The 24,926-nt window shown below is 42.3% G+C and carries 25 protein-coding genes, 1 other RNA gene and 1 pseudogene; 20 read left to right on the top strand and 7 right to left on the bottom strand.

What is annotated here, in order from left to right:
- Positions 1-8 precede the first annotated feature (8 nt).
- Complete coding sequence (locus ATG71_RS14940) at positions 9-1,136, top strand: MBL fold metallo-hydrolase (protein WP_098440263.1); 1,128 nt, start codon at positions 9-11, stop codon at positions 1,134-1,136.
- A gap of 89 nt (positions 1,137-1,225) precedes the next feature.
- Positions 1,226-1,582: a YidH family protein gene (locus tag ATG71_RS14945; RefSeq protein ID WP_098440264.1), complete on the top strand. Its 357-nt coding sequence runs from the start codon at positions 1,226-1,228 to the stop codon at positions 1,580-1,582.
- Positions 1,583-1,627: 45 nt separating this feature from the next.
- Here ATG71_RS14945 and ATG71_RS14950 read toward each other — a convergent pair whose 3' ends face one another.
- Positions 1,628-1,888: a DUF92 domain-containing protein gene (locus tag ATG71_RS14950; RefSeq protein WP_098440265.1), complete on the bottom strand. Its 261-nt coding sequence runs from the start codon at positions 1,886-1,888 to the stop codon at positions 1,628-1,630.
- A gap of 169 nt (positions 1,889-2,057) precedes the next feature.
- Between ATG71_RS14950 and ATG71_RS14955 the strand changes: the two genes are divergently transcribed.
- Both ATG71_RS14955 and ATG71_RS14960 read left to right on the top strand, forming a co-directional pair.
- Positions 2,058-2,939: an NAD(P)-dependent oxidoreductase gene (locus ATG71_RS14955; RefSeq protein WP_098440266.1), complete on the top strand. Its 882-nt coding sequence runs from the start codon at positions 2,058-2,060 to the stop codon at positions 2,937-2,939.
- 363 nt (positions 2,940-3,302) lie between these two features.
- Positions 3,303-3,824, top strand: coding sequence for a type 1 glutamine amidotransferase domain-containing protein (locus ATG71_RS14960; protein ID WP_098440267.1), 522 nt, complete (start codon positions 3,303-3,305; stop codon positions 3,822-3,824).
- Between the two features lie 57 nt (positions 3,825-3,881).
- Here the strand turns inward: ATG71_RS14960 and ATG71_RS14965 are convergent, their stop codons facing one another.
- The gene (locus ATG71_RS14965; RefSeq protein WP_051758260.1) at positions 3,882-4,178 is read right to left on the bottom strand and encodes a phage holin family protein; all 297 of its coding nucleotides are present in this window, start codon (positions 4,176-4,178) and stop codon (positions 3,882-3,884) included.
- Positions 4,179-4,367: 189 nt separating this feature from the next.
- Between ATG71_RS14965 and ATG71_RS14970 the strand changes: the two genes are divergently transcribed.
- From ATG71_RS14970 to ltrA, 3 genes are all read left to right on the top strand, one after another.
- A complete protein-coding gene (locus ATG71_RS14970) occupies positions 4,368-4,805 on the top strand; it encodes a peptidylprolyl isomerase (protein WP_098440268.1) in 438 nt (145 codons plus the stop codon).
- Between the two features lie 106 nt (positions 4,806-4,911).
- Positions 4,912-5,099, top strand: a non-coding RNA gene (gene ssrS / locus ATG71_RS14975) — 6S RNA.
- Positions 5,100-5,698: 599 nt separating this feature from the next.
- Positions 5,699-6,961, top strand: a complete 1,263-nt coding sequence (gene ltrA / locus ATG71_RS14980; protein WP_098440269.1) for a group II intron reverse transcriptase/maturase — start codon at positions 5,699-5,701, stop codon at positions 6,959-6,961.
- Between the two features lie 264 nt (positions 6,962-7,225).
- On the opposite strand, the gene ATG71_RS14985 is transcribed toward ltrA, so the two are convergent.
- Both ATG71_RS14985 and ATG71_RS14990 read right to left on the bottom strand, forming a co-directional pair.
- A complete protein-coding gene (locus ATG71_RS14985) occupies positions 7,226-7,876 on the bottom strand; it encodes an MtnX-like HAD-IB family phosphatase (RefSeq protein ID WP_098440270.1) in 651 nt (216 codons plus the stop codon).
- 142 nt (positions 7,877-8,018) lie between these two features.
- A complete protein-coding gene (locus ATG71_RS14990) occupies positions 8,019-8,315 on the bottom strand; it encodes a DUF948 domain-containing protein (protein ID WP_098440271.1) in 297 nt (98 codons plus the stop codon).
- A gap of 151 nt (positions 8,316-8,466) precedes the next feature.
- On the opposite strand from ATG71_RS14990, the gene ATG71_RS14995 reads away from it, so the two are divergent.
- The 4 genes from ATG71_RS14995 (at position 8,467) to ATG71_RS15010 (ending at position 13,404) form a co-directional block, all read left to right on the top strand.
- A complete protein-coding gene (locus ATG71_RS14995; protein ID WP_098440272.1) occupies positions 8,467-9,258 on the top strand; it encodes an HAD family hydrolase in 792 nt (263 codons plus the stop codon).
- 150 nt (positions 9,259-9,408) lie between these two features.
- Positions 9,409-9,855, top strand: a complete 447-nt coding sequence (locus tag ATG71_RS15000; protein WP_098440273.1) for an SRPBCC family protein — start codon at positions 9,409-9,411, stop codon at positions 9,853-9,855.
- A gap of 164 nt (positions 9,856-10,019) precedes the next feature.
- Entirely contained in the window at positions 10,020-12,599 is a 2,580-nt protein-coding gene (locus ATG71_RS15005; protein ID WP_098440274.1) for a DEAD/DEAH box helicase, read from the top strand.
- An 85-nt stretch (positions 12,600-12,684) separates the two neighbouring features.
- Positions 12,685-13,404 carry a DsbA family oxidoreductase gene (locus ATG71_RS15010; RefSeq protein ID WP_098440275.1) on the top strand — a complete coding sequence of 240 codons (720 nt, stop codon included), beginning with the start codon at positions 12,685-12,687 and terminating at the stop codon, positions 13,402-13,404.
- Positions 13,405-13,516: 112 nt separating this feature from the next.
- Here ATG71_RS15010 and ATG71_RS15015 read toward each other — a convergent pair whose 3' ends face one another.
- Positions 13,517-14,647 carry a CAP domain-containing protein gene (locus ATG71_RS15015; RefSeq protein WP_286163023.1) on the bottom strand — a complete coding sequence of 377 codons (1,131 nt, stop codon included), beginning with the start codon at positions 14,645-14,647 and terminating at the stop codon, positions 13,517-13,519.
- 189 nt (positions 14,648-14,836) lie between these two features.
- On the opposite strand from ATG71_RS15015, the gene speD reads away from it, so the two are divergent.
- From speD to ATG71_RS15045, 6 genes and pseudogenes are all read left to right on the top strand, one after another.
- Positions 14,837-15,649 (top strand): adenosylmethionine decarboxylase, encoded by an 813-nt coding sequence (gene speD / locus ATG71_RS15020; protein WP_098440276.1) that lies wholly within the window; start codon positions 14,837-14,839, stop codon positions 15,647-15,649.
- Positions 15,650-15,797: 148 nt separating this feature from the next.
- The gene (locus ATG71_RS15025; protein WP_098440277.1) at positions 15,798-16,595 is read left to right on the top strand and encodes a TIGR00266 family protein; all 798 of its coding nucleotides are present in this window, start codon (positions 15,798-15,800) and stop codon (positions 16,593-16,595) included.
- Between the two features lie 142 nt (positions 16,596-16,737).
- Positions 16,738-17,832, top strand: coding sequence for a PRK06851 family protein (locus tag ATG71_RS15030; protein WP_098440278.1), 1,095 nt, complete (start codon positions 16,738-16,740; stop codon positions 17,830-17,832).
- Positions 17,833-17,920: 88 nt separating this feature from the next.
- Positions 17,921-18,148: pseudogene (locus tag ATG71_RS15035) on the top strand (DsrE/DsrF/DrsH-like family protein); the annotation flags it as partial.
- A 207-nt stretch (positions 18,149-18,355) separates the two neighbouring features.
- Entirely contained in the window at positions 18,356-19,108 is a 753-nt protein-coding gene (locus ATG71_RS15040; protein WP_098440279.1) for an exodeoxyribonuclease III, read from the top strand.
- Positions 19,109-19,151: 43 nt separating this feature from the next.
- Positions 19,152-19,739 (top strand): branched-chain amino acid aminotransferase, encoded by a 588-nt coding sequence (locus ATG71_RS15045; RefSeq protein ID WP_179886551.1) that lies wholly within the window; start codon positions 19,152-19,154, stop codon positions 19,737-19,739.
- 36 nt (positions 19,740-19,775) lie between these two features.
- Here ATG71_RS15045 and ATG71_RS15050 read toward each other — a convergent pair whose 3' ends face one another.
- Entirely contained in the window at positions 19,776-20,330 is a 555-nt protein-coding gene (locus tag ATG71_RS15050) for a hypothetical protein (RefSeq protein WP_098440280.1), read from the bottom strand.
- 97 nt (positions 20,331-20,427) lie between these two features.
- Here ATG71_RS15050 and ATG71_RS15055 point away from each other — a divergent pair, with 97 nt between their 5' ends.
- Positions 20,428-21,342 (top strand): phosphatidate cytidylyltransferase, encoded by a 915-nt coding sequence (locus ATG71_RS15055; protein WP_098440281.1) that lies wholly within the window; start codon positions 20,428-20,430, stop codon positions 21,340-21,342.
- 51 nt (positions 21,343-21,393) lie between these two features.
- Here ATG71_RS15055 and ATG71_RS15060 read toward each other — a convergent pair whose 3' ends face one another.
- Complete coding sequence (locus ATG71_RS15060; RefSeq protein WP_098440282.1) at positions 21,394-21,702, bottom strand: hypothetical protein; 309 nt, start codon at positions 21,700-21,702, stop codon at positions 21,394-21,396.
- Positions 21,703-21,875: 173 nt separating this feature from the next.
- Here ATG71_RS15060 and ATG71_RS15065 point away from each other — a divergent pair, with 173 nt between their 5' ends.
- Positions 21,876-22,157 carry a DUF6509 family protein gene (locus ATG71_RS15065; RefSeq protein ID WP_098440283.1) on the top strand — a complete coding sequence of 94 codons (282 nt, stop codon included), beginning with the start codon at positions 21,876-21,878 and terminating at the stop codon, positions 22,155-22,157.
- A 202-nt stretch (positions 22,158-22,359) separates the two neighbouring features.
- Positions 22,360-24,888 carry a cyanophycinase gene (locus tag ATG71_RS15070; RefSeq protein WP_098440284.1) on the top strand — a complete coding sequence of 843 codons (2,529 nt, stop codon included), beginning with the start codon at positions 22,360-22,362 and terminating at the stop codon, positions 24,886-24,888.
- Positions 24,889-24,926: the final 38 nt, after the last annotated feature.

The following is a 24,926-nucleotide window of genomic DNA, read 5'->3' on the forward strand; positions in this document are numbered from 1 at the left end:
AATAAGATATGACAACGACAGTGAAGAATTTGACGGCAGGGGAACTTACCAAAAAAATCATGAATGGAGACAGGATGTTTATTTTGGATGTTCGTCCCAAAGACGCATTTGACGATTGGAAAGTGGAAGGGAAAAACGTCAAGATCATCAACAAACCCTTTTCAGAGTTGAAGGATAATCTTGAGTCGGTTCAATCCATTTTACCAGACAATGAATCCATTTATGTCATCTGCGCAAAAGGAAATTCTTCGACTAAAACGGCTGAGATGCTTGCTGATGCAGGAATGAATCATATCTATTCCGTTGAAGGCGGTATGCAGGCATGGAGCGAATACCTTGAGCCTGTAAAAATCGGTGATGTGTCTGGGGGCGTCCTTTATCAATTCATACGGATTGGGAAAGGGTGCTTATCTTATGCGATTGTCTCCAAAGACGAGGTTGCTTTCATTGATCCGAGTCGCCTGCTCGCACCTTATAAGAAGTTCATCCAAAATCACGATTTATCTGTAAAAGCAGTACTTGACACTCATCTCCATGCAGATCACATTTCAGGTGGACGATTCTTGAGTGACGAATTTGATGCACCTTATTATTTGCCATCGAAAGATGCCGAAGAAGTCCAGTACGCCTATAAAGAAGTCAAAGATGAAACTGGTATCAAGGTGGGGGATACAATGATCGAAGCAGTATACTCGCCGGGTCATACAATTGGAAGTACTTCTTTTATTGTCGATCGGCATTATTTACTCACTGGGGACATTCTCTTTATTGATTCCATTGGGAGACCTGACTTAGCCGGTAAAGCAGAAGATTGGGTAGGGGACCTGCGGGAAACATTGTATACAAGGTATAAAAACCTTAACGATGACTTGATTGTCCTGCCGGCTCACTATATGACGATAGATGAAATGAATGATGACGGGTCAATCTCACACCGTCTGAGTGACTTGTATGAAGAGAATCATGGTTTGAACATTGAGGATGAAGAGGAATTCAGAAAAACAGTTACAGAAAACCTTCCTCCACAACCAAACAGCTATGAGAAAATCCGTGAAACGAATATGGGTAAAATCGATCCTGATGAAGATGAAAAACGTGAAATGGAAACAGGCCCAAATAGATGTGCTGTGCGCTGATCTGATTGATACGTCACAGGTGAAAAAGGCAAGCATCCCGACAAAATGGGATGTTTGCCTGCAATGGTAGAATTGAGGAAGTGAACAACATGAAAGAAATAAATGAATCAAAATATATACAGCAGCACCTGGCTAATGAACGGACGTTCTTGGCTTGGATCCGTACGGCCATTGCCATAATCGGAATTGGGTTTTTAACGACAAGTTTACATTTTAATTCCCTTCAGGGGAACCCTGTTCAAGACCGGATTGCCGCCGGAATAAGTGTGATTTCGATTTTCATCGGGTTTGCCATCATCATTGGCTCTACCATCAATTATTACAGAACCAGAAGACATATCAATACACAAACATTCGTGTCTGCAGATGTCTTTATCAAAATGATGACAGTAGTGGCTACCATCGTTCTGTTACTTGTGACTATTTATTTCTTTTCATTAAATTAAAAAAAGCTGAACGCAAAAGGATTAAATCCCTGCGTTCAGCTTTTTTTAATCTTGTTTTTGTTCATTATAGTATTGAACGGATGTCATGGCTCCTTCACTTACCATGGAGTTGTCTTCTATATTTGAAGGGTCCGGATTTCCGCCTTTTTCAATGGGTAGATCTTCTTTTCTTTTCTTTTTAAATTTCGTAACCAATCCTTCTTTCACATTGTGCAGCTGATTACGTTTTTCTTTCGATGATAGTATCCATCCAAGTGAACCAGCCGTAACGGTTGCACCAACAAGTAACGTTTTTTTTACTTTCATATTCATTCTCCTCCATTCAAGTGATTCGTTTATTTAGTATGTTCTTTGTATTCCCGACGCACATGAATTTAAACATGGGGGAGAGGTACCGAAATAATGAAGGAGTGGACAATCTTCTCCATATGGATGAAAATAAACATGGATGGTAGACAAGGAGAGGGTGGATGGAATGAAAAGATTGACGAAAGAGACTGTCATTGGATTTATTGGAACAGGAGTAATGGGGAAAAGTATGGCTGGTCATATTCTGGAGGCAGGTTTTCCTCTGGTTATCTATAACCGCACAAAACATAAAGCCTCGGATCTCATAGATCGTGGTGCGAAATGGGCTGACACACCAAAGGAGCTTGCTAAAGCTTCGGATCTCGTTATTACGATTGTAGGGTATCCTTCAGATGTTGAAGAACTATACCTTGGTAAGGACGGCATACTGAACCATTTAAGAAGGGGATCGATTGCGATTGATATGACCACTTCTTCACCGGCTCTCGCAGATGCAATCTTTAAATCCGGGAAGGAGAAGGGCTTATCGACATTGGATGCTCCCGTTTCGGGAGGGGATATCGGAGCTAAAGAGGCCAGGCTTTCCATTATGGTGGGAGGAGAAGAAAACACGTTCAATTTGGCAAAACCACTTTTGGAACTCCTGGGGTCGAATGTTGTCTATCAAGGAAAATCAGGAGCGGGTCAGCATACAAAGATGTGTAACCAAATCACCATTGCTTCGAACATGATGGGAGTCAGTGAAGCATTACTTTACGCAAAGAAATCCGGTTTGGACCCAGACACTGTACTGGAAAGCATTACATCAGGGGCAGCGGGCAGCTGGTCCCTCAGTAACCTGGTTCCCCGCATGATCGAGCAGGATTATGCTCCAGGGTTTTACGTTAAACATTTTATCAAGGACCTTAAGATTGCCCTGCATTCAGCTAAAGAGATGGAACTCCGAACGCCCGGTCTGGAACTTGCCCTCTCATTATACGAGCAGCTCGCCGCAGAAGGCGAAGAAAACAGTGGCACTCAAGCATTGATTAAATTATTGGAAGACTAGTAAAAAACGTCCCAGGGAACGGGACGTTTTTTACATTCACCGATTAAATCAGGATTCTATGGTCGGAAAATAGCCTCATTGCCATTCATATTTGGATTCAATATGGGAATAATAGGTGAGGATGTCTAAATTTACTGAAAGTATGGTGAATCTCTTGAAAAAAAATTCATTCAGGCAATTTTCCAGGTTGATATACATATTTGGTACCATGATGACCGTGGTTGCCTTCTTTGTCTCCTACTTCCAAACGAAAACCATCATTAAAGCAATAAAGAAATATAGTCCATACAATTAAGGTTATCGGTTGCAATATGTGCTGATTCCTTAGACAATAATCGTGTACATAATAGAGGAGGGATTCAAATGAAGTTAGTCGGAAGAAAAATCATACAGTTGGTCAGTGCCGACTTCGAGGACCTGGAACTATGGTATCCTGTCCTGCGTTTGCGGGAAGAGGGGGCGACGGTTCATATTGTCGGAGAAAAGGCCAATGAGGAGTATATCGGGAAATATGGAGTGCCGATTGTTTCTGAATATGCATTTAAAGACATAAATCCGGACGACTATGATGCCATTCTAGTTCCGGGAGGCTGGTCCCCCGATAAGCTTCGTCGGTATGAAGAGGTCATTGCCATGGTGAAATCCATGGATGAACGTAAGAAACCGATCGGTCAAATCTGCCATGCTGGATGGGTCTTGATTTCAGCCAAGATCCTTCAAGGTGTAAAAGTCACAAGCACACCTGGAATAAAGGACGACATGGAAAATGCAGGGGCTATCTGGATGAATGAACCAGTCGTGACAGACGGCCATATCGTTTCCAGTCGAAGACCACCGGATCTGCCTGATTACATGAGAGAATTCATCGACACGCTCGCTAAATGATAAAAACGGACTGGCCAAGGGAACTCGGATCGTTACCTTGGACCAGTCCGTTTTTCTTTATTTCTTCTTGTCTCTCTTATTTCGATCATTCACCCGTTCGAAAAAGGTCTGTTTGACTGATTGATGAGTGGTGATGGCAGCCCCTGTTGCGATAAATCCGTTGGCGATCCCGTTAAAGTCAAACCCGAGCGTCCATCCGCTCGCTCCAACACCCACCAGTAAAAGAATCCAGATGATGAGCCAGTCCGGGATATGAGGGGTCCGCTTCAAAGCATACCCAAGTACCCATAACACGGGAACGAGCACGGTGACTTGTGGATCGATGGAAATGCCGCTTAATAAGTTTTCAATCATATGGTCCACTCCCTATAATGATAAATGACTTCTATATAGCTTATTCACACCCCCGGGAGCTTCATGACAACCAGTTACGCTGTACGAAAAAATAAAAACGATAGGGTTCAGGCCAACCTTTAAAGTGACATGAGAAATGTTCAATGATATTATATTGATTGACCTATAATAAAAAAGGAGCTGTTTAAAATGGCGAAAAAAGGATACATACAATTCCAAACAGGTGAAAAAATTGAATTTGATTTATTTCCAAATGAAGCACCTGTAACAGTGGCGAACTTTGAAAAATTGGCAAACGAAGGTTTTTACAACGGTTTAAGCTTTCATCGTGTCATCCCTGGTTTCGTAAGCCAAGGAGGATGCCCTAACGGTAACGGTATGGGTGGCCCTGGTTACACAATCAAATGTGAAACAGAAGGGAATCCGCATAAGCATGAAGAAGGTTCTTTATCTATGGCCCATGCCGGTAAAGATACAGGAGGCAGCCAATTCTTCATCGTACATGAGCCACAGCCTCACCTAAACGGCGTTCATACTGTCTTCGGAAAAGTGACTTCAGGGATCGACATTGCCAAATCAATGAAAAACGGCGACGTAATGGAGAAAGTCGAAGTATTTGATGCATAATTGTTGAGGAGCGGACCTCGCTAAGTTCGCATCACTCTGAATCACCTGTATCAACTAGAAGAAAAACAACGGTTGAAATAATTCAATTGATGTTGTATCATACTAATACAGGCTGCGTTGTTCGTAATCATAACGAAGTTTTAACCTTTAAACTGTAATAGGGAGTTTTACATCGAAGTTGGAATGTCAAGCCTCCACGACTGAGGACGACAGGAAACCTTCTGCAAACACCCACTTTGAGGAGTGGTGGTTTAAAACTTTCTTATATCAAATTACGGCAACTGTGGCTCAAACCTTAGTATCTCAAGTCAGTTCCCAATCGGGGGCTGGCTTTTTTATTGTGCGCCCGGCATGGGTGTGATCTATAGGGTGAGAGTCCCGAGCCGTGAAGACAGTTGTAGCGGTTAGCTTAACGCAAGGGTGTCCGGGGCGACCCGGAATCTGAAGGAAGCGGGCGGCAAACCTCCGGTCCGAGGAACACGAATCTCATATAAGGCTTGTTGCACTGGATAAGTCTGCAATACAAGATGAAGTCCGAACTGTCGAAGGTGCAGAAAGTAAATGAGGCGGATAGATGGAGGGAAAGATTGCACTCTTACCCGGGGAGATCTGGCGGATACGCCTTGAATACTTGGTAACCGGAGAAGCGATTCTCTGCTGAACCGCCAGAAGTCAGCCGAGGTCATAGTACCGGCTTTTCTCGAGGAAGTCGGGAAGGACTGAACAATCAAGAGAGTGCCACGACCTGGCTCATGGTAACTGAGAGACTCACAGACAATCTGAAAAGAGCTGTCCATTTAGAGGTAACGGTGAATTCCGTGAGGGCTGGTGGAAGTGTGAGGCAGGGCCATCGAAAGAGGAAACGTGACACACGAAGGAAAGGAATATCAGTGATGTTGATGAATATGATTCTGTCTAAACCGAATATGCTTGAAGCACTGAAACGTGTAGAGCGTAATAAGGGAAGCCATGGCGTGGATCTTATGCCCGTACAAAACCTGCGATCGCATATCATGCACGAATGGCAATCGATTCGAAAGGATCTTCTTGGGGGAACCTACAAGCCGGACCCGGTACGTCGGATCGAAATCCCGAAACCAGACGGCGGCGTCCGGCTGTTAGGTATCCCAACGGTGACAGACCGTATGATTCAACAATCAATTGCCCAGATACTCTCTCAGATATACAATCCAACCTTCTCTGATCATAGTTATGGGTTCCGACCAAATCGGAGTGCCCATGACGCCGTCAGAAAAGCGAAAACGTATATCCAGGAAGGATATCGCTGGGTTATCGATATTGACTTAGAGAAATTCTTTGACAGAGTGAATCATGATAAGGTCATGGGTCTTCTTGCGAAGAGAATAAAGGACAAAGCACTTCTGAAACTGATTCGTTCTTACCTCAATGCCGGAATTATGATAGAAGGTGTAAAGGTGAAAAGTGAGGAAGGTACGCCACAGGGCGGACCTCTCAGTCCATTGCTTTCTAACATCATTTTGAATGAACTGGACCAAGAATTAGAGAAACGAGGGCTCCGCTTTATACGGTACGCAGATGATTGTAATATCTATGTCCGTTCGCCTAAAGCCGGTAACCGGGTGATGAATTCAGTGACAACGTTTCTTGAGAAGAAACTTAAACTGAGGGTAAACCGAAAGAAATCTGCGGTGGACCGACCTTGGAGAAGAACGTTCCTTGGCTTTAGTTTTACATCAAATCGCAAACCAAAAGTCAGAGTTGCCTCCAAAAGTATAAAACGGTTGAAACAGAAAATCCGTTCTCTAACTTCCAGATCTTCAGGGTGGTCGATGGAGGGTCGAATCAGAAAGCTGAACCAATATTTAATGGGATGGATCGGCTATTTTCAGCTCGCTGATACACCCAGCTTCCTAAAATACCTGGATGCATGGATCAGAAGAAGATTACGAATGTGTCTGTGGAAGCAGTGGAAACTGCCGAAAACGAAGGTCCGCAACCTCATTGCGCTCGGCGTTCCAAAATGGAAGGCATATGAGTGGGGTAATACCCGAAAGGGTTACTGGAGGATCGCACAAAGTCCAATACTACACAAAACCCTTGGCAATTCCTTCTGGAATCGCCAAGGGCTCCTAAGTCTTATCGTTAGGTATGAAAGTCTTCGTCAATCATCTTGATTGAACCGCCGTATACCGATCGGTACGTACGGTGGTGTGAGAGGTCGGGGATTAATCATCCCCTCCTACTCGATTATTTCATTAAATGTCTTATAAGAAGGTCATGCAAACTAAAAAAACTGAATCCAAAAATGATGGATTCAGTCTCTATATGGTTATATCGAGGCCCCTCCCGTCCGTACATGGTTAAGTGTCCCGCAACAAGCGAATGTCCGGGAGAGGCAGATTAAGTGTATCATGAACGAAATAAATGTGCAAAGTGGCTTACTTTAATACCCCAGTGTCTGTTAAGTAACGGTCTATGTCATAGAAATCATTCACTTTCATAAAAGGGGTCCCGCGTTCCTCAAGGATGCTCTGTAATGCATCCAACGCAAAGGTGATATCCGCCACTTCAGCGGGGTGGCTATCAGGCTCGCTATCACCGGCAAAGTAAATCGTCTCATACTCTTTCTTTAGCTCAGCAATCACTTTGGACTTGTCAATCCCATAACGCTCTGAGTAATGGGGATGAGCAGGGTCGATCTTCATATGTACATTCTTTTCCTTATAATAGCCTTCATTTGAGAATACTTTCACATCCGCGATTCCGTATTTTTGAAGAATATGATGGATATAATAATCCGTTCCCGCACTGAGGATATAGAAATCCCCTCCTTGAGCCTGGACTTTACGGATGAAGGCAGTGACATGTTCATCGATTTCTAATGAATGGATATCCTCAATGATTTGAGTTTCGTCTTGATGAATCGATGAAAAGACGGTTGACAAAAACTCGATATCCTTCATTTCGCCAGCCTTCCATTTGGTAAATAAGGAAGTTCCTTCATGAAAATATTTCTCCATGACGAGATGGTAGAAATCTTTTTTTGAAATGGTTCCATCGAAGTCTGATACAAATGCCCATTTTTTCACAGCTTTTCCTCCTCGAATCTAATGTAGACGATTTTATCATGAATAAGTGGGGGAAGAAAGGAATGAAATGAATCATAATAACATTATGTAAACCAAAATAAAGGAATAAAAATCACCCTGCATCAAGCAAGGTGACAGAATACTACTTTTTCATACTCTTTACAAATTCTTTTAATACTTCAGGCGTACGTTTCACCTCTTGGATGGTATCTGTAAAAGTGGACTTTTTATATTCGATATCATGTTGAATCTCTCCCTGGGTTTCCTGAAGCTGAGTTGCTTCTGAAGAGATTTTATCCATCCTCGATTGAATAGTGGCTACCGTTTGATTCATTTCATTCACAATGGGACGTGTGGTCTTGATGGTCCTCATCAAAGCGACACCCAGCATAATCAGGGAAATGACAAATAAGGCAATGCTTGCATATACGATCCACATATTGATTTCACCTCGTTTTAATCTGTTTTTAGTTATATTCCCTAATAGTGTTGAAAATAACGCAATAAATTATTTTATCCTTCTGGTTTACTATTTCACATATAGCTAGTAATCTAAACTATAAGCTGAATACTTAAAGGGAGAGATGAGAGTGATTAAAGCCATCCTGTTTGATTTAGATGACACTTTATTATGGGACTCGAAAAGCATTGAAGAAGCATTCAAAGCAACATGCCACTATGCACACCAGAAGGCGGGGACCGATCCGCAAGCACTTGAGTCAAGCGTCAGGGAAGCTGCCAGGGAACTTTATGCAACATATGATACATATGAGTTCACACAGAATATCGGAATCAATCCTTTTGAAGGCCTTTGGGGAGATTTCCTGGATGAACATGATGAGAATTTTCTGAAGATGAAAGAAACCGTTCCTTCCTACCGCAAAGACTCATGGACCAGGGGCTTGAAATCTTTGGGCATAACGGATTCCGTACTTGGTGAAGAATTATCCGAGACATTTCGTCAGGAACGAAACCAAAGACCATATGTATATGAAGATACATTCCATGTTTTAAATGAAATAAAGGAAAACTACCAACTGTTATTATTAACGAATGGTTCCCCTCATTTACAAAATACGAAGCTGGATAAAACTCCTGAACTCCTCCCTTATTTCAAAGAAATCATCATTTCCGGGGATATTGGTAAAGGAAAACCGGATCCTGCCATGTTCCATCATGCATTAGAGAGGCTGAAGCTACATAAAGATGAAGTGATCATGGTTGGAGATAACTTAAATACAGATATCCTGGGGGCTTCAAGGATGGGTATCAAAACGATATGGATTAATCGGCGGGGGCAAACACCCCAAAAGGTTGTCCCGGATTATGAAGTGAAGGAATTGAGAGAAGTGCCTCACATCGTAAAGAACTTCATCAACTAACAGTGAGCAGGGCTGCCTTTATTTTTATCAGGTTCATCAGTCATAATGATCCATTCCCTTTCATACTATTCATCGAAGTCCCGGCAACATATATGGGAGAAATCAGGTGAATGAGGAGATGATCTCATTCTCAAAGAGGAGGAAATTCTTATGGGGAATGGAATACATCAAGTGAATGTCCATGCATCGCGATCAGATGTATGGACTTTTATTCGTGATATGAACACTTGGGCCCCCCTTGTGCCCGGATACAAGGAGCATACTATTTATTCAGATAATCAATCAACGTGGAAATTCACCGTTCATTATGGGATGGTGACAAAAAAAATCTATGTGAAAGTGAGAATTACAGATTGGAAGGAACCATCTGAAGTGAAGTTCACATTAAATGGTATAAATCAAAGGTTCACGGGTTCAGGATTTTTCAAAGCGGAGGAAGTAGACACCTTTGTAACAAGCATGACAGGAAGCTTAGCCATCGTATCCTCAAGCCCTGTGGCAAAAGTGCTTCAACATGCATTCGATAAAATGGTTGCCGAACTTACCAGGGACCTGACAATTGCCGTAGGAAAGGCCATTGAAAGAAGTGAAATCTGAATTGCCTCAATCTACACCGGAACTCCCAAATAGTAATGATAGAAGATTTGCATGTGTGATATAATGACTTATTTGAGCAAGTGAATTGTTAGATGGAGAAGAAATACATACACTATAAAGTAAATAGTAGAGGAATCTGTATCACGATAAAAAGGGGTCTTACCATGCAAAAGCTTCACATACTTCGAGAAGAAGCAATAGAGGAAACGAAACGGAAAATTGAGGAAGATATGACACTTTTCCTGGAGGAACACGAAAAATGTCCTTCATTTCAGGATTATTTGAAGGATAGGAGTGCTTTCTTTCATCAAATATGGCTGAATAGTTGGCTTAATAAAGTAACCAATGATGTCTTGAGGAGTCATAAAAAAGCATTTTTACGAGAGAAAGGTTACGATATTGAAGGTACGGATAAAAAATTGATCAACAAATTGTTCCGAAATGAAATCAGGGAGTATCAACCTTTCCATATCTTAAACTGGATACAGGATAACCCTATATCCGAAAAAGATTGGACAGAACGACATCGTGAAGTCCGAAAGACATTTGTAAAGAATCAAGAAGAAAAAAAGAAGGCTGTTCTTCAAAAAGAGAGTCAAAAGAAGATTCTTTCTTTCATCAGCCAACAAATGGATAAGTTAGAGACTCACTGGTATGTGGAGCTGCGATTCTTATTCGCTAATAAATGGATGAGCGATATCCGGACCAAAACCAAATTCCGGTCGGTTGAACCGCATATGCTGGAAGTGAAATTAGAAGAAGAAGGACGCTATACAAAGGACTCCTTTGCCACCGTTTCCGATTTTCTTTCGGAATTCACAGGTTCGATTCACAAAAAGAGTGAGCATTGGGATGGTCATGTGTGGGAATATGAAACCTATTTCTATCCATATGAACGCTTTGTCTTTTATCACACAGAGCAGGTGGTCTATCGGTCTTTATCCGAGCATATGCCCGAAGAATTGAGGAAGGGATATGAGACGGTGTACGGCCAGGAACTTACAGAAGAAAGGCTGAGCAGACTCAGTCACCATTTTCTTCTGACGCTGAAATCCAACTTTTTCAGCATGATTCAAGAGGAGTATATGGATGATTTATACAGACTTACAGACATTCCTTTTGATGCTGATGTTCACCTTTCATTATATGAAAGTGATCTCAAGAAGCGCGAGGAAAGAAAAGCAGCTGAACTGGCTGAATTAAAACGGAAACAAGAGGAAGAGGAACGAATACTGGAAGAAATCTTCGGTCGGGAATATAGCCTTTCGTTCAGAGGTGATATCCATTATATCCTCCATATCGGTGAAACCAATACAGGGAAAACACATCATGCAATCAGCCGGATGAAAGAAGCCCGAAGCGGTATGTATTTAGCTCCCCTCCGTTTACTCGCTCTGGAAGTATTCGATACATTAAATGCAGACGGCGTCCCGTGTAACCTGAAAACAGGCGAAGAAGAAAAAGAAGTTCTTTCTGCACACCATGTTTCATCTACAGTTGAAATGTTTCGTGAAAAAGATGAATATGAAGTGATCGTGATCGATGAGGCCCAAATGCTTGCCGACCAGGATAGAGGCTTCTCCTGGTATCGTGCCATAACAAAGGCAAAAGCCAAAGAGGTCCATATCATCGGGAGTGAAAACGTCCGGGATCTATTGATGGGATTGGTCGGAGAAGGCCACGTCGAGATCCATCATTACAAAAGAGACATCCCCCTTGAAGTTGAATCAAAAGAATTTCAATTGAGACATGCTAAAAAAGGGGACGCGGTCGTTTGTTTTTCAAGGAAAAAAGTATTGGATACCGCTTCAAGATTACAAAATAATGGACATAAAGTCAGCATGATCTACGGAAGCATGCCTCCTGAAACGAGGAAGAGACAGATGATGCAGTTCATTAAAGGGAAAACGGATATGATCGTTGCGACCGATGCAATCGGGATGGGATTGAACCTCCCGATACGCAGGATCGTTTTCCTGGAAACGGATAAATTTGATGGAACGAGGAGGAGAAGGCTGACTTCACAGGAAGTGAAGCAAATTGCCGGCCGCGCAGGAAGAAAAGGAATTTACAATGAGGGGAAAGTGGCTTTCTCAAAGGATATTATGGTGATGAAGCAGCTCCTCGAAAAGCCTGATCAAGCCCTCGAAACGTTTGCCATCGCCCCCACAAGTGGTGTATTTGAACGTTTTCAAAGATATTACCATGACCTGGACACGTTCTTCTTTTTATGGGACAAGTTCAAAAGTCCATTCGGTACCGAAAAAGCGACCCTTTTTGAAGAAAGGGAACTGTATGAATTAATCCGGGGAACCCAAATCGAAGCTAAACTTTCATTAAATGACCTGTACGGATTTCTCCATCTTCCTTTCTCCAAGAAAGAAACGCAGTTAACAGAGCAGTGGCTCCAATGCATGCAAGCGATTGTAGATGGTGAAGAACTGCCTGAACCACAGTTGAAGAGTACGAACCTGGAGCAAAAAGAAGTTTCGTATAAAGCTGTCGGGCTTCATCTTTTGTTTTTATACCGATTGGGCAGGCAGACGGAGGCTTACTATTGGGAACGAATCAGGAGTGAAATTGCCGATGGCGTTCACGAAAGCCTGCGGACAGAAGTCACAAGTTTAACACAGTCGTGCAGGCAATGCGGAAAAAAACTTCCTCCGAACTTCGGCTTTCCTATCTGTGATCGCTGTCATTCCGTGAGGGTTAAAAGAAGGACGAAGGGGAAACCTCGATATTAGTGAATCGTGAGCAAATCTTATGTAAGATGAAAGGTAATATGATACGATCTAGTACGAACTGAAAACGATGATTGAGGTGGTAAGATTGAAAATTGAAGTATGGTCAGATTATGTATGTCCATTCTGCTATATAGGAAAACGTCATTTAGAGAAGGCACTGGAGCAGTTCCCTCAGAGGGATACTGTTGAAGTTGAATTTAAAAGCTTTGAACTCGATCCCGGCGCTCCGGTCAACACAGAATATAGTATTCAAGAACTCCTTTCCAAAAAATACGGAACATCTCTTGAGGAAGCTAAAAATATGACCAATGGCATGAGCCGGCAAGCAGCCTCTGTAGGACTTGATTTCCGGTTTGACACAAGCATACCGACTAATACGTTTAATGCCCACCGCCTGACTAAATATGCGAAAACAGCAGGGAAAGAAGCAGAGATGACTGAAATCCTCTTGCATGCACACTTTACCCTATCTAAGCATATTGGTGACAGGGACACTCTTGTGGAATTAGCGAAACAGGCTGGACTCGATGAAGCGGAGACGGTCTCCATCCTTGAAGGCAGTGATTTCTCGGAAGAGGTTCGCCGGGATGAGGAAGAAGCGAGGCAGATTGGTGTCCAAGGTGTGCCGTTCTTTGTTATCAATCGTAAGTATGCCATTTCAGGAGCTCAACCAAGTGATGTATTTTTGAGTTCCATGCAAAAGGTGTGGGAAGAGGAAAATGAACCTTCAGCTCTTCAGCCCCTTGGTATGGACGGATTGGCCTGTGATGAAAACGGATGTGAGATCCCTCCAGCCAAGTCATGATCTTTATACATTTTAAAAAGACCAAAAAACAAGCGGGAGCATTTTCTCCCGCTTGTTTTTTTAGGTTCATGGAATTCCGGTGCCCTGATGTGACAAACTGCTCACGATATTATCAGTTACTATAAAAATTCTCTGTATAATATGGCTGGGACTTTTCGTTAAAGGCTACCCCTATACCTAAATGTTCGTAGTGTGGCTGGAGGATGTTTTCTCTATGACCTTTAGAATTCATCAGTCCTTCGTGGGCGAAAATCGAACTTAACTGACCGTAGGCCAGGTTTTCCCCAGCGGTGCGAAAGGCTACCTGATCTTCTTCCATGCGGTCAAATGGTGACTGACCATCAAGATTCGTGTGACTGAAATAATCCTGTTCCGCCATATCCAGACTATGTTTACGTGCTGTATCCCTCACTAGACTGTCCCATGATAGGACGTTCAGCCCTTTCTCTACGCGGGTGGCATTCGTAAGGTCGAACAGTTGGAATTCAAACCCTTCTTTTAATTCAGAGCTTCCCTCTGTATAGAAGTTTTTCTTATTTGCTTCCAAGTTCCCGTCGATGATCTGGATGGCGGTGACGGTATCATTTTCATGCTTATCATAAAAGATGGTCACATAGCTTCCATCGATCTGGTAGACATCCTGTTCTCCGTTATTTTGCAACTGATATAATGTCAGTCCCTTCCGGATGTTGGTCAATGGCTCACCCAGTTCATTCTGTACCATCTCTTTGGAAACGCCCATCTTGATCCCTGAATCAGAGGAGAGAAGATCTTGATTCGTGAACAGTCCATTCACCTGTTGGTTTTGATCATAGGAGACCATGAAGAAGTTCCGATAATTTTCATGATAGGCATACCATGATACCCCGTATTCATTGCTGGATTTTCTCTTAGCTTCGCCGACTTCTTCCTCGACGCTTTCTTTGGAATCCCCGAGTTCAATATTATAGATAGAAAACGTTTGATCGCTTGGGACTGTTAAAGCAGGCTTCTCCACAGGGTCTTCTTTCTTCGTATCAGAGGTGTTCTCGAGGTCACGGAATGACTCGTCCAGCTTTACAAGGAGCAGGTTCACTTCCTGATAGATTTGATCAAAGGCATCCTGAACTTTAGGGTTGTTCTTCATTTCTTCGATTTTGGAGAGGACGGTGTCAAAACCTGACGCTTCCACTTTCTCTTCCCAGGCGGGTTTTGATATATAGGCAACCACAATAATCATGATAAGAATAAATAATCGTCTCAAATGCTAACACTCCATTCTACCTTCCATTGTATCCAAAATAATATAGAAGTAAAAAGAGAAAGGTACTCTCTTTGCTCAGTACCCATTCTACACCATTTTCAATCAGGTCTGCCTGTTTTAGTTTGGATGGCTCTGGGTAAGATAATTAAATAGGGCAGCTTCAACATTTACATAAGGGGGAAAAACGCAATGAAATTATCTCATGAAGAACGGATTCAACTGCATGAATTCAATAACTTAACGAAGTCGTTGAGTTTTAATATGTATGATATCTGTTATACAAAGACCCGTGAAGAACGGGAAGCCTATATTGAATACATTGATGAACAGTACAACGCCGATAGACTGACGAAAATCCTTACCCACGTTTCGGATATTATCGGGGCACATGTCCTGAACGTATCCAAACAGGACTATGTTCCTCAGGGGGCTAGTGTCACCATCCTGGTATCGGAAGGGCCGATCGTCGAAGTGCCGACGGAGCATTTTGATGAATCCCCCGGTCCATTGCCTTCAACGGTGACGATGCATCTTGATAAGAGTCATATTACGGTCCATACCTACCCGGAATATCATCCACATGAAGGGATCTCTACATTCAGGGCAGATATCGATGTTTCTACATGCGGGGAAATTTCTCCCCTGAAGGCATTGAATTATTTAATTCACTCCTTCGACACCGATATCATGACAATGGATTATCGCGTGAGAGGATTCACCAGGGATATTAATGGAAACAAACTATTCATCGACCATGACATCAATTCCATTCAGAATTACATTCCGGAAGAAATTAAGGATGAATATGACATGATCGATGTGAATGTCTATCCTCAAAACATTTTCCACACAAAATGCAAGTTGAAAGAATTCGATTTGAACAATTACTTATTTGGTTATACAAAGGACAGACTGGAAGAGGAAGAGGTGGATGAGATTACAGACAAACTAAAAATGGAAATGGATGAAATTTTTTACGGTAAGAATATTCCCCGACCGTAAAAATGATCATAGACACCCCTTTGCGATCATTTGCGCAAAGGGGTTTTGGGCGTGATTTCTAATTATTATGAAAATGGGATTTGAGAAGGGAAATCCCTTCCTCTTGAAGAATAGGTAAATATGCACGTTTATAGAGGAGGAAAAGGGAATGAATTCACATGAAATAGAATACAAATTGCACGGGGATGATATGCAGTTTGTCGAGATAGAATTAGATCCGGGAGAAAGTGCAGTCGCCGAAGCTGGTGGCATGATGATGATGGAAGATGGTATCGGTATGGAAACGATCTTTGGAGATGGCTCCCAAGGAGGCGGGACTGGAGGTTTTCTCGGGAAGCTCGTGGGGGCAGGAAAACGTATATTGACAGGGGAAAGCTTATTCATGACCGTCTTCACCAATGAGGGAATGGGAAAAAAGCATGTATCTTTCGCCGCTCCTTATCCGGGGAAAATCATTCCGGTCGATTTAAGTGAATTAGGCGGTAAAGTGATTTGTCAAAAGGATGCCTTTCTTTGTGCGGCTAAAGGAGTGTCTGTCGGAATCGATTTTCAAAAGAAATTGGGAACCGGCTTCTTTGGTGGCGAAGGTTTCATTATGCAGAAACTTGAAGGGGACGGTTTAGCCTTTCTTCATGCAGGGGGAACGATTTATAGAAAAGAGCTTCAGCCGGGGGAAGTGCTGCGGGTGGATACGGGTTGTCTGGTAGCCATGACAAAAGAAGTGGACTACAACATCGAATACGTTGGTAAGATTAAATCGGCTTTCCTTGGTGGAGAAGGATTATTTTTTGCCACCGTTCGTGGACCGGGGACAGTATGGATACAGTCTCTTCCGTTCAGCCGGTTAGCGGAGCGGATCTATGCAAATGCTCCAGGTGGAGGCCGTTCGACGGGTGAAGGAAGTATACTTGGTGGAATCGGGGATTTTCTAAACGGAGATGATTGATTCACCGATAAACATATAAAAGGGCATTTCCATTCGTGGAAGTGCTTTTTTATGTCCAAGCCGCTTCCGCTTTAGATATGGGTATTCACCTATTTAGTTCCCGCATCATATGTTTAAATAAATGATGTGAAAGGGTGATTTCATGACAGGGAAGATTCGTCATTATTATGCTGGAGGGAATACGGCAAAAGGATTCTACAGTCTATATGATTCAGTACTGGATGGATTAGAACGGGTTTATATCTTAAAGGGTGGTCCTGGAACAGGGAAGTCCTCGTTAATGAAAACAATTGGAAAGCGTTTTGAAGAAAATGGGTTAAACGTGGACTATTTACATTGTGCTTCCGATAATCAATCCATCGACGGTGTACTCTTCCCAGAATTCGGTGTAGGGATTGTAGATGGGACAGCTCCTCATATTATTGAACCAAAGGCACCCGGTGTAATTGAAGAGTATGTAAATTTAGGAGTGGCATGGGATCGTGATGCACTGAACGGGCACAAGGAAGAAATCCTTGCTTTAAATGACAACATTGCCTCACTCTTTCAGAAAGCTTATCATACCTTTGCGTCATCCCTGAGTGCACATGATGACATTGAAGAAATCTACATTGCGAACATGGACTTCGTAAAAGCCAATGAATTGACAAATGAGTTAATTTCACTCTTTTTTGAAGAAAACTGCCTTCCTAAATCCTCGATAGTCAAACATCGGTTCTTGGGTGCCGCTACTCCTGATGGGGCAGTTGACTACATTCAGAATTTAACGGAGGATGTCGGGAAGCGCTACTTCATCAAAGGGCGTGCAGGTTCCGGAAAGTCAACGATGTTAAAGAAAATTGCTTCTGCTGCAGAAGTGAAAGGATATGACGTAGAAGTTTATCATTGCGGATTTGACCCGAATAGTCTTGATATGTTGATCATCAGAGAAAAAGGGATCGCTATATTTGACAGCACAGCACCACATGAATATTTTCCTGATCGGGAATCAGACGAAATCATCGATATGTATGAAAGATGCATTACCGAGGGGACAGATGAAAAATATGCTGTGGATATCGAACGGACGACAAAAGCCTATAAGGATAAAATGAATGAAGCAATCTCATATCTTAGAGATGCTAAGAAGCTTCGTGAACAACTTGAATCCATCTATATAGAGGCCATGGACTTTGCAAAAGTGAATATGATTAGAGAAGGAATCTTTCAGGAAATAACTGAGTTTATAAAGAAGTAGTGTATAGAGACAAGAGCCATGCGTGGTGATCGTTATATCACCACGCTTTATTGGGTTAACAAAATACCCATGCAGGTATATTATATGGCCTGAAGGAAAAGAACACTTCCAAGAAGGATTTGCCAAGGCAAATGTACCCGGCATTCCTGAGTTAGTGGAAATGGCGCAGGAGATGGGGGTTTCCTTTATTGGCTGCCAAATGACGATGGATGTAATGGGCTTGGATAAAGAAGCATTTGTGGATGGAATCGAAGTGGGTGGAGCAGTCACATTCCTTGAATTCGCGAAAGACGCAGATGTCACATTAACTTTTTAATTCATTTAAACATATCAAAATAAACGATAAAAACCATGCTTCCGCATGGTTTTTATTATGCAAAAATTTCAATGAAAGGTCATAGTTATATTAAAATAGCAATGCGTACAATAGTATACTATATCAGTATAATTAATTGCGTTTGTTGATTTTATGGTAGGATAATAAGGGATGAACGTTAAGAATAAAGGAGTTAAATAGATTACTATGAAATTGGTATCATGGAATGTAAACGGAATTAGAGCATGTGTGAAAAAAGGGTTTTTAGATTATTTCAACAGCATAGATGCAGATATTTTCTGTCTTCAGGAAACCAAGCTTCAAGAAGGGCAAATTTCCTTGGATTTAAAGGGTTACCACCAATATTGGAATTACGCAATGAGGAAGGGGTATTCAGGAACCGCGGTCTTCACTAAACAGAAGCCACTAGCCGTCTCTTTTGGGTTTCGTGATGAGGAAATGGAACCAGAAGGGAGAATCATAACATGTGAATATGATTCTTTTTACTTGGTGAATGTCTATACGCCTAATTCGAAAAGAGATCTTTCGAGGATCGATGAACGACTTGAATGGGAGGATGCCTTAAGGGAATATCTAGTTGAATTGAATTTTCATAAATCGGTCATTCTATGCGGGGACTTAAATGTTGCCCATACGGAAATTGACCTGAAAAATGATAAGTCAAACCGTGGGAATTCAGGTTTCACCGTAGAAGAAAGGGGGAAAATGAGTTTGCTGCTCCAGGAGGGCTTCGTCGATAGTTTTCGTTATCTATACCCTGATAAGGATGACGCCTTTAGTTGGTGGTCTTATATGAGTAAAGTACGTGAACGGAATATCGGGTGGAGGATTGATTACTTTATCGTCTCCGAACAATTAGCGCCTTCCATAGCAAAAGCTGAAATACACTCGGATATTCACGGCAGTGATCATTGTCCTGTATACTTGGAGTTAGAGTAGTACATAAAGAAAGTATAGAAACAATCCATGTGGAGGGAATACAATGTTACAGAAAAAAGTACAGCAATATATTGATGAAACGAAAGGATCGGGGGTCCCTGTTCCTTTGTTTAAACAAGAGAGAGACTATGTGTTAAATCACGGTTTACTGGATGCTGACGAAGTTGTCACCCCGGAAGCAGATTCACGCTTCAAGGGTGCATATATTGAACGTTGTGATAAAGAAACCGAAGAACTGATCGGGGAGGAATCTGACGACTTTCTGGATCAGCCAATCACTTATTTGAAACAACATAAAAACGAGTTCGTTTTTCTTGAATCCAAATGGTTCGCTCTGATTGGAGTGGATGCTGTTTCCGTGGAAGTGGACGACGTATTTGGTACTTATGATGCGATGCTTGGGTTAAAACTGCAAAAGAAGTATCGGAGTCAGATAGAGGATTATTTAGACGAGTTCCTTGAAGGTGTATCTTCTTATGATTTGTTGTTCAATGGGGAAGATGGGTTGTGGGACTTGAATTTCACGTTGAATGATCACCGTGGTTTTGAGGAAAGCCAAACCATGCTTACGGTTTACGAGCTTATTTATGATTTTCTCTTCCGCCTTCTACAAACTGTGGAAGAGTCCTAAAAGAACGATCCCTCTCGAACGAATCCGAGGGGGATTTTATTTTGCCCTTTTTTGTTTGACCGGCTCGTAATCGAACAACTTACCTTCATAGACCAGGTGGAAATGGGGGTGCTTTCTGAAATCTTCCGGAGTGATCAGCGCAGGAAGCTTATCCCACAGTTTGATACCGGAACGCTGAAGAACTTCTGCTACGAACTGGGAACAAAAGTAGGAGTTGCTGAATTCGATAGGTTCATTCATGGATACGCCGAATACCCCGAGAATGTTATAGAGGAATTTTTTGCGGCTCCTTTTAAAGACGTTTAATACCCGCTTCATTTTATCAATGTCCCTATCCGTTACCTCCAATTGATAAATGACGCAAGTGGTATGAGGGTATTTGCTGTACGTTCCATGAAAGATATCCTCTTTGACAAAACCGCCATTTATGGGGTTGTTAGGATGTTTGCGACCAAAGCTGTATAACTCAGTCAGTTCACGGTCGAAGGAAATGGACGCATGATTGTATGGGGCTTTCGTGTACTTTTTGATGGACTTTGTAAACAGGGTTCCTGTATCCGTCAATAAAATAAAAATATATTTACTCTCCATAGCTCATTCCCTCTTTTAAAGTAGTAGAATTTCCCATATGCTTAATTATACAATAAATGCACCGTTTGAATACGTTCATTTGAGGAGGGGCATGAAAATGGATTCGGCCATTTGGACTTTATTTATTATCTTTATAGGATTGGTCGTTGTCAACGTCTTGTTTTTACAGATCAAAAGAAACCAGAGGGGAAAAGACTTCTCAGGGATTTCCCTAAGAGTGAAAACATGGTGGGGGATGTTCGTGGTATTTTGTTTAGCGACTTTATTTAATCCTGTTATATCCATGTTTTCGTTAATGGTTCTATGTTTCTTTTCCCTCAAAGAGTATTTCTCGATGATGAAGACACGGAAAGCCGACAGGCGGATATTCTTATGGGCTTATATATCGATCCCGCTTCAGTTTTACTGGATCTATATAGGATGGTATGGCATGTTCATAGTATTTATTCCCGTTTACGTATTTCTACTGCTTCCCCTGCCCCGGCTTTTAGGAAAAGGGACACTGGGATTCCTTCGCTCCGTCAGCTCTACTCAATGGGGGATCATGCTGATGGTGTTTGGTTTAAGTCACCTTGCATATTACCAGATTGCGAGTCCTGAATATGGTGCTAATCTTGTTCTTTTCCTGGTCGTGCTGACCCAGGTGAGCGATATCGTTCAATTTGTTGTCTCTATGTACATCGGGAATAGGAAGGTGGTTCCGACTTCCAATCCTTTTATTACATGGGAAGGGTTTCTGTCGGCGATGGTGGTTACAACTGGAGTGTCGTATTTCTTGTATCCTTTTTTAACCCCCTTGGACATTCGATTCGGCATTCTGTCAGGACTCATCATCAGCATCAGTGGTTTTGTCGGAAGCTTGACTATATCTGTATTGAAGCGCGACCTTCTCATCGGTAATCAAGAAAGAATGGCTGAGTTAAAAGAGAGCTACCTCAATCGTGTAGACAGCCTTGCTTATACTTCGCCCATCTTCTTCCACATCATTCGTTATTACTTTGATTTTATGTGAAGAAATAATAGAGGGACGGACCTTTAACAAGGTCCGTCCCTCTATGGATAGTTATCTTTTTTCCTTGGTCCGTTTATTGATTTCTTCTGTAACGACATGAGCCAGGTCGTCATTCCCGAATAGGGATAGGACGCCTAGTATAGTGGTGTCTGGAATTTCTTCGGATTCTTCTTTGGACACGGTCAATTCGATTCCCTGCTGGAGGGCAGGATTATCTCCTTGTTGGGGATAGGCCCTTTGATAAAGTTCAGCGGGATCGAGATCGTGATTCACACACCATTGTGCGAATACAAGGATCATCATATGCTCGTCCTTCTGGTAATTTTGAATGATTTTCTCCTGCATTTCTTTAGAGTTCACTTCAAATCTCTCCTTAAACAGTAAATCTACCATTATTATAGCGAAGTTTGGGAAGGAAGCCTATTCAAATCCTTTAGTCGTCAGAGGGGGAATACATTTTTAAATGGGGGATGGAACGTGTATAATAGGAGGATAAGCAGAAACTTGTTTGATATTGAAAGGAAGATAGATAAATGAATATTACTAGTCATCATGTGGAAGAACTTAAAGACCCAACAGGTATATTAAGCGGTGATCGTTATGAAGTGATGCTTGATGTTGAAGTACCCGAAGACGATGAACTGTATTCGGAACAGGGTATTTACATAAAAGCCATTTTTGTCAGGGACGAAAATGGAGCAAGGCTGGTACAATCTGCGATCATTGAAAGAAACACGGAGTCCTTCCTGGACTTTGAATTGGAAGAAGACGAAGAGAAGCTTCTTCTTGCCTATTGCGAAGAGCATATTGCGTAAAATGTATCGAAAGCATCATCCCCTTCATTTCTGAAGAAAAGGGGATGATGCTTATTTTATTATTGGGTGAAAATGTGGGTGGCCAGAAAGGTCCAATTAGAACCCATTCTTACATTTGTGACTGATAATTCAGAGATTTAAGAGTTGGCATGGAATTTGCATGTTACTCCTATGAAAGAATGAATGGAAGGGAGAATGGTAGATGCTTGGTTATTGGGGAAAAGTGAAAAGAGGAATCGTTGTATTGACTGTTTTGGCAGTGATTGGCAGTATGGCCACTACCGGAATCACGGCCAAAAAGAATGAAAAGAACATTAAGGGGAACCTGGTGATTGTCGGAGGGGCATTAGGGAGCAGTAACTCGGATGTGTATGAAAAGTTCATTGAGTTATCCGGAGGAAAGAAGGAAGCAAAAATAGGAATCATTCCATCCGCTTCCAGTTCTTTTAAATCTTCCTTTCAATTCAAAGAAGATTTAATATCCTATGGAGTAGATGAAAAATCCATTGAAATCCTTCCTTTCTCTTCTCATGACTTCAAAGAAACAGAAGAGGATGAAAGTAAATGGAAGAAAAACGCTGAAAATCATCACATCACCAAAAGGATAAAAAAACTCACAGGCATTTGGTTTGTCGGTGGTGACCAGCTGAAAATCACCGATACATTGATGAAAGAAAATGGGGAAAGGACGAAAGCTCTGGAAGAAATATGGGGTATTTACCGGAAAGGTGCCGTACTTGGCGGGACAAGCGCCGGAGCCGCCATCATGAGTGACGTGATGATTTCGGGGGGAGACAGCTTAGGAGGCCTTCGTCAGGAATTTACAACAGAGGACGTATCAAACCCGGAAGATGAATATGCACCAGTTTATATTGAGAAAGGGCTGGGATTCTTTCAATGGGGGATAGTCGATCAACATTTCAATGAACGCTCCCGCCTCGGCAGGCTAGCTGCCACAGCCTTACGTTACAAAACAGCTGATGATTTAGCTTATGGCATCGATGAGGATACGGCGATGGTTGTGAACAACCAGGAAGGGACCATTTCCGTATTGGGTAGAACCAATGTGACCATTGTAGATACTTCAGGCTCAACTTCTAACGGAAACGGGATTCATGATCTTGATATCAGTTATCTCTCCCCGGGTGATGAGCTACAGGTAAAAACGAAAGAATTCACCATAGCTGAGGATAAGCTTGAAACAAAGGACTATGAATATTACAACTTTACACCTCTGCGGGCCACCGGGGTCTTATCGTCTTATGGGACGTTGCCGCACTATCTTTCATATTCATTGGTAGACAATGAAGCGGTAGAAGAAGTATCCAGCTATCTATATGATAGTAAAGGAAATGGTTTTGAGCTTATATTCAAACAAACGGATGAAACGAATGGCTACTGGAGTTATCAGGATGGTCAAAAGGATTCCTACTCCATCCTGCATGTGAAAATGGATGTGTCTCCTGTAAACATTAACTTTAGCGGGAAAGATCGGCTGCAACAAGACTTTAAGGAATCTCCAATCGACATTCCCGAGAGTTCATTTGATCCTGAAACAAAAGGAAGCTTGGTGATCGTCGGTGGGGCATTAGGCAGCAGCAATGAAGAGGTTTATAACGAATTCATTAAACGTGCCGGTGAAAATGGGAAGATCGGGATCGTCCCGGCAGCAAGCTCCAGCTTGAAGTCCTCACAAGCCTTTAAAGAGGATCTGACCTCCTATGGCGTACCGGCGGAAAACATCGATATCCTTCCTATCTCCAATCATGACTTTAAAGGAACGGAAGAAAATGAAGAAGATTGGATGGCCAACAAGAATGACCCTGATCTTGCAAAGCGTATCCTGGAGTATGATGGGATCTGGTTTGTGGGAGGCGACCAAACGAATATCACACAATCATTATTAAACGATGATGGAGCGAAATCACAGGCGCTCGCTAGCATGTGGGAAATTTACCGAAATGGAGCGGTCCTTGGTGGTACAAGTGCAGGAGCCGCCATCATGAGTGATGTGATGATTGCAGGCGGTGGAAGCTACGACACACTATCAAAGGGGTTTACGGAAAACTATGATGGTATGTCCCAGCAAGAAGGAGGAGCCGGGTACATTGAGAAGGGACTTGGATTTTTCCCATATGGCATCGTTGACCAGCACTTTGATAAAAAAGCACGATTGGGCCGTCTGATTGCAACGACAGCAGTCTATGGAAACGAAAATGAGTTATCATATGGAATCGATGAGGACACTGCATTGGTCGTGGATAACGCATCCAAGACGGTTGAAGTAAAAGGAAGAGGCGGTGTATCGCTGGTGGATTTAAGTCAGTCAGATCTGTCACCATCCACTCATACGTATAAAGATATCCGTTTATCGTGGATCACATCAGGTGATCAATACAATGTAGAATCGAAAGAATTCTCTATCAGCGACCACAAAATGTCGACAAAAGACTATGAATACTACAAATTTAACGCCGCACCACATACGGGAGTATTGACTCCGCACCCGACACTTGCAAACTACCTAAGCTATAGCCTCCTTGATAACGATGGTCAGGATGTAGTGAAAAGCTTTAGCTTTTCTCAAGGTGAAGGATTTCAGCTTACCTTCAGAAAAGGAAATCAGACAGAAGGTTTCTGGGGGTACCGGGACGGGAACAAGGATGATTATTCATTCCTCGAGGTTGAGATGGATATCGATCCAGTATCAGTCATGATTGAATACAACTAAAATGGGAAAACAGCCTGGGTGAAGTTTGCCCGGGCTTT

The sequence above is a fragment of the Bacillus sp. es.034 genome (genome assembly GCF_002563655.1).
Classification (GTDB): Bacteria; Bacillota; Bacilli; order Bacillales; family Bacillaceae_B; genus Rossellomorea.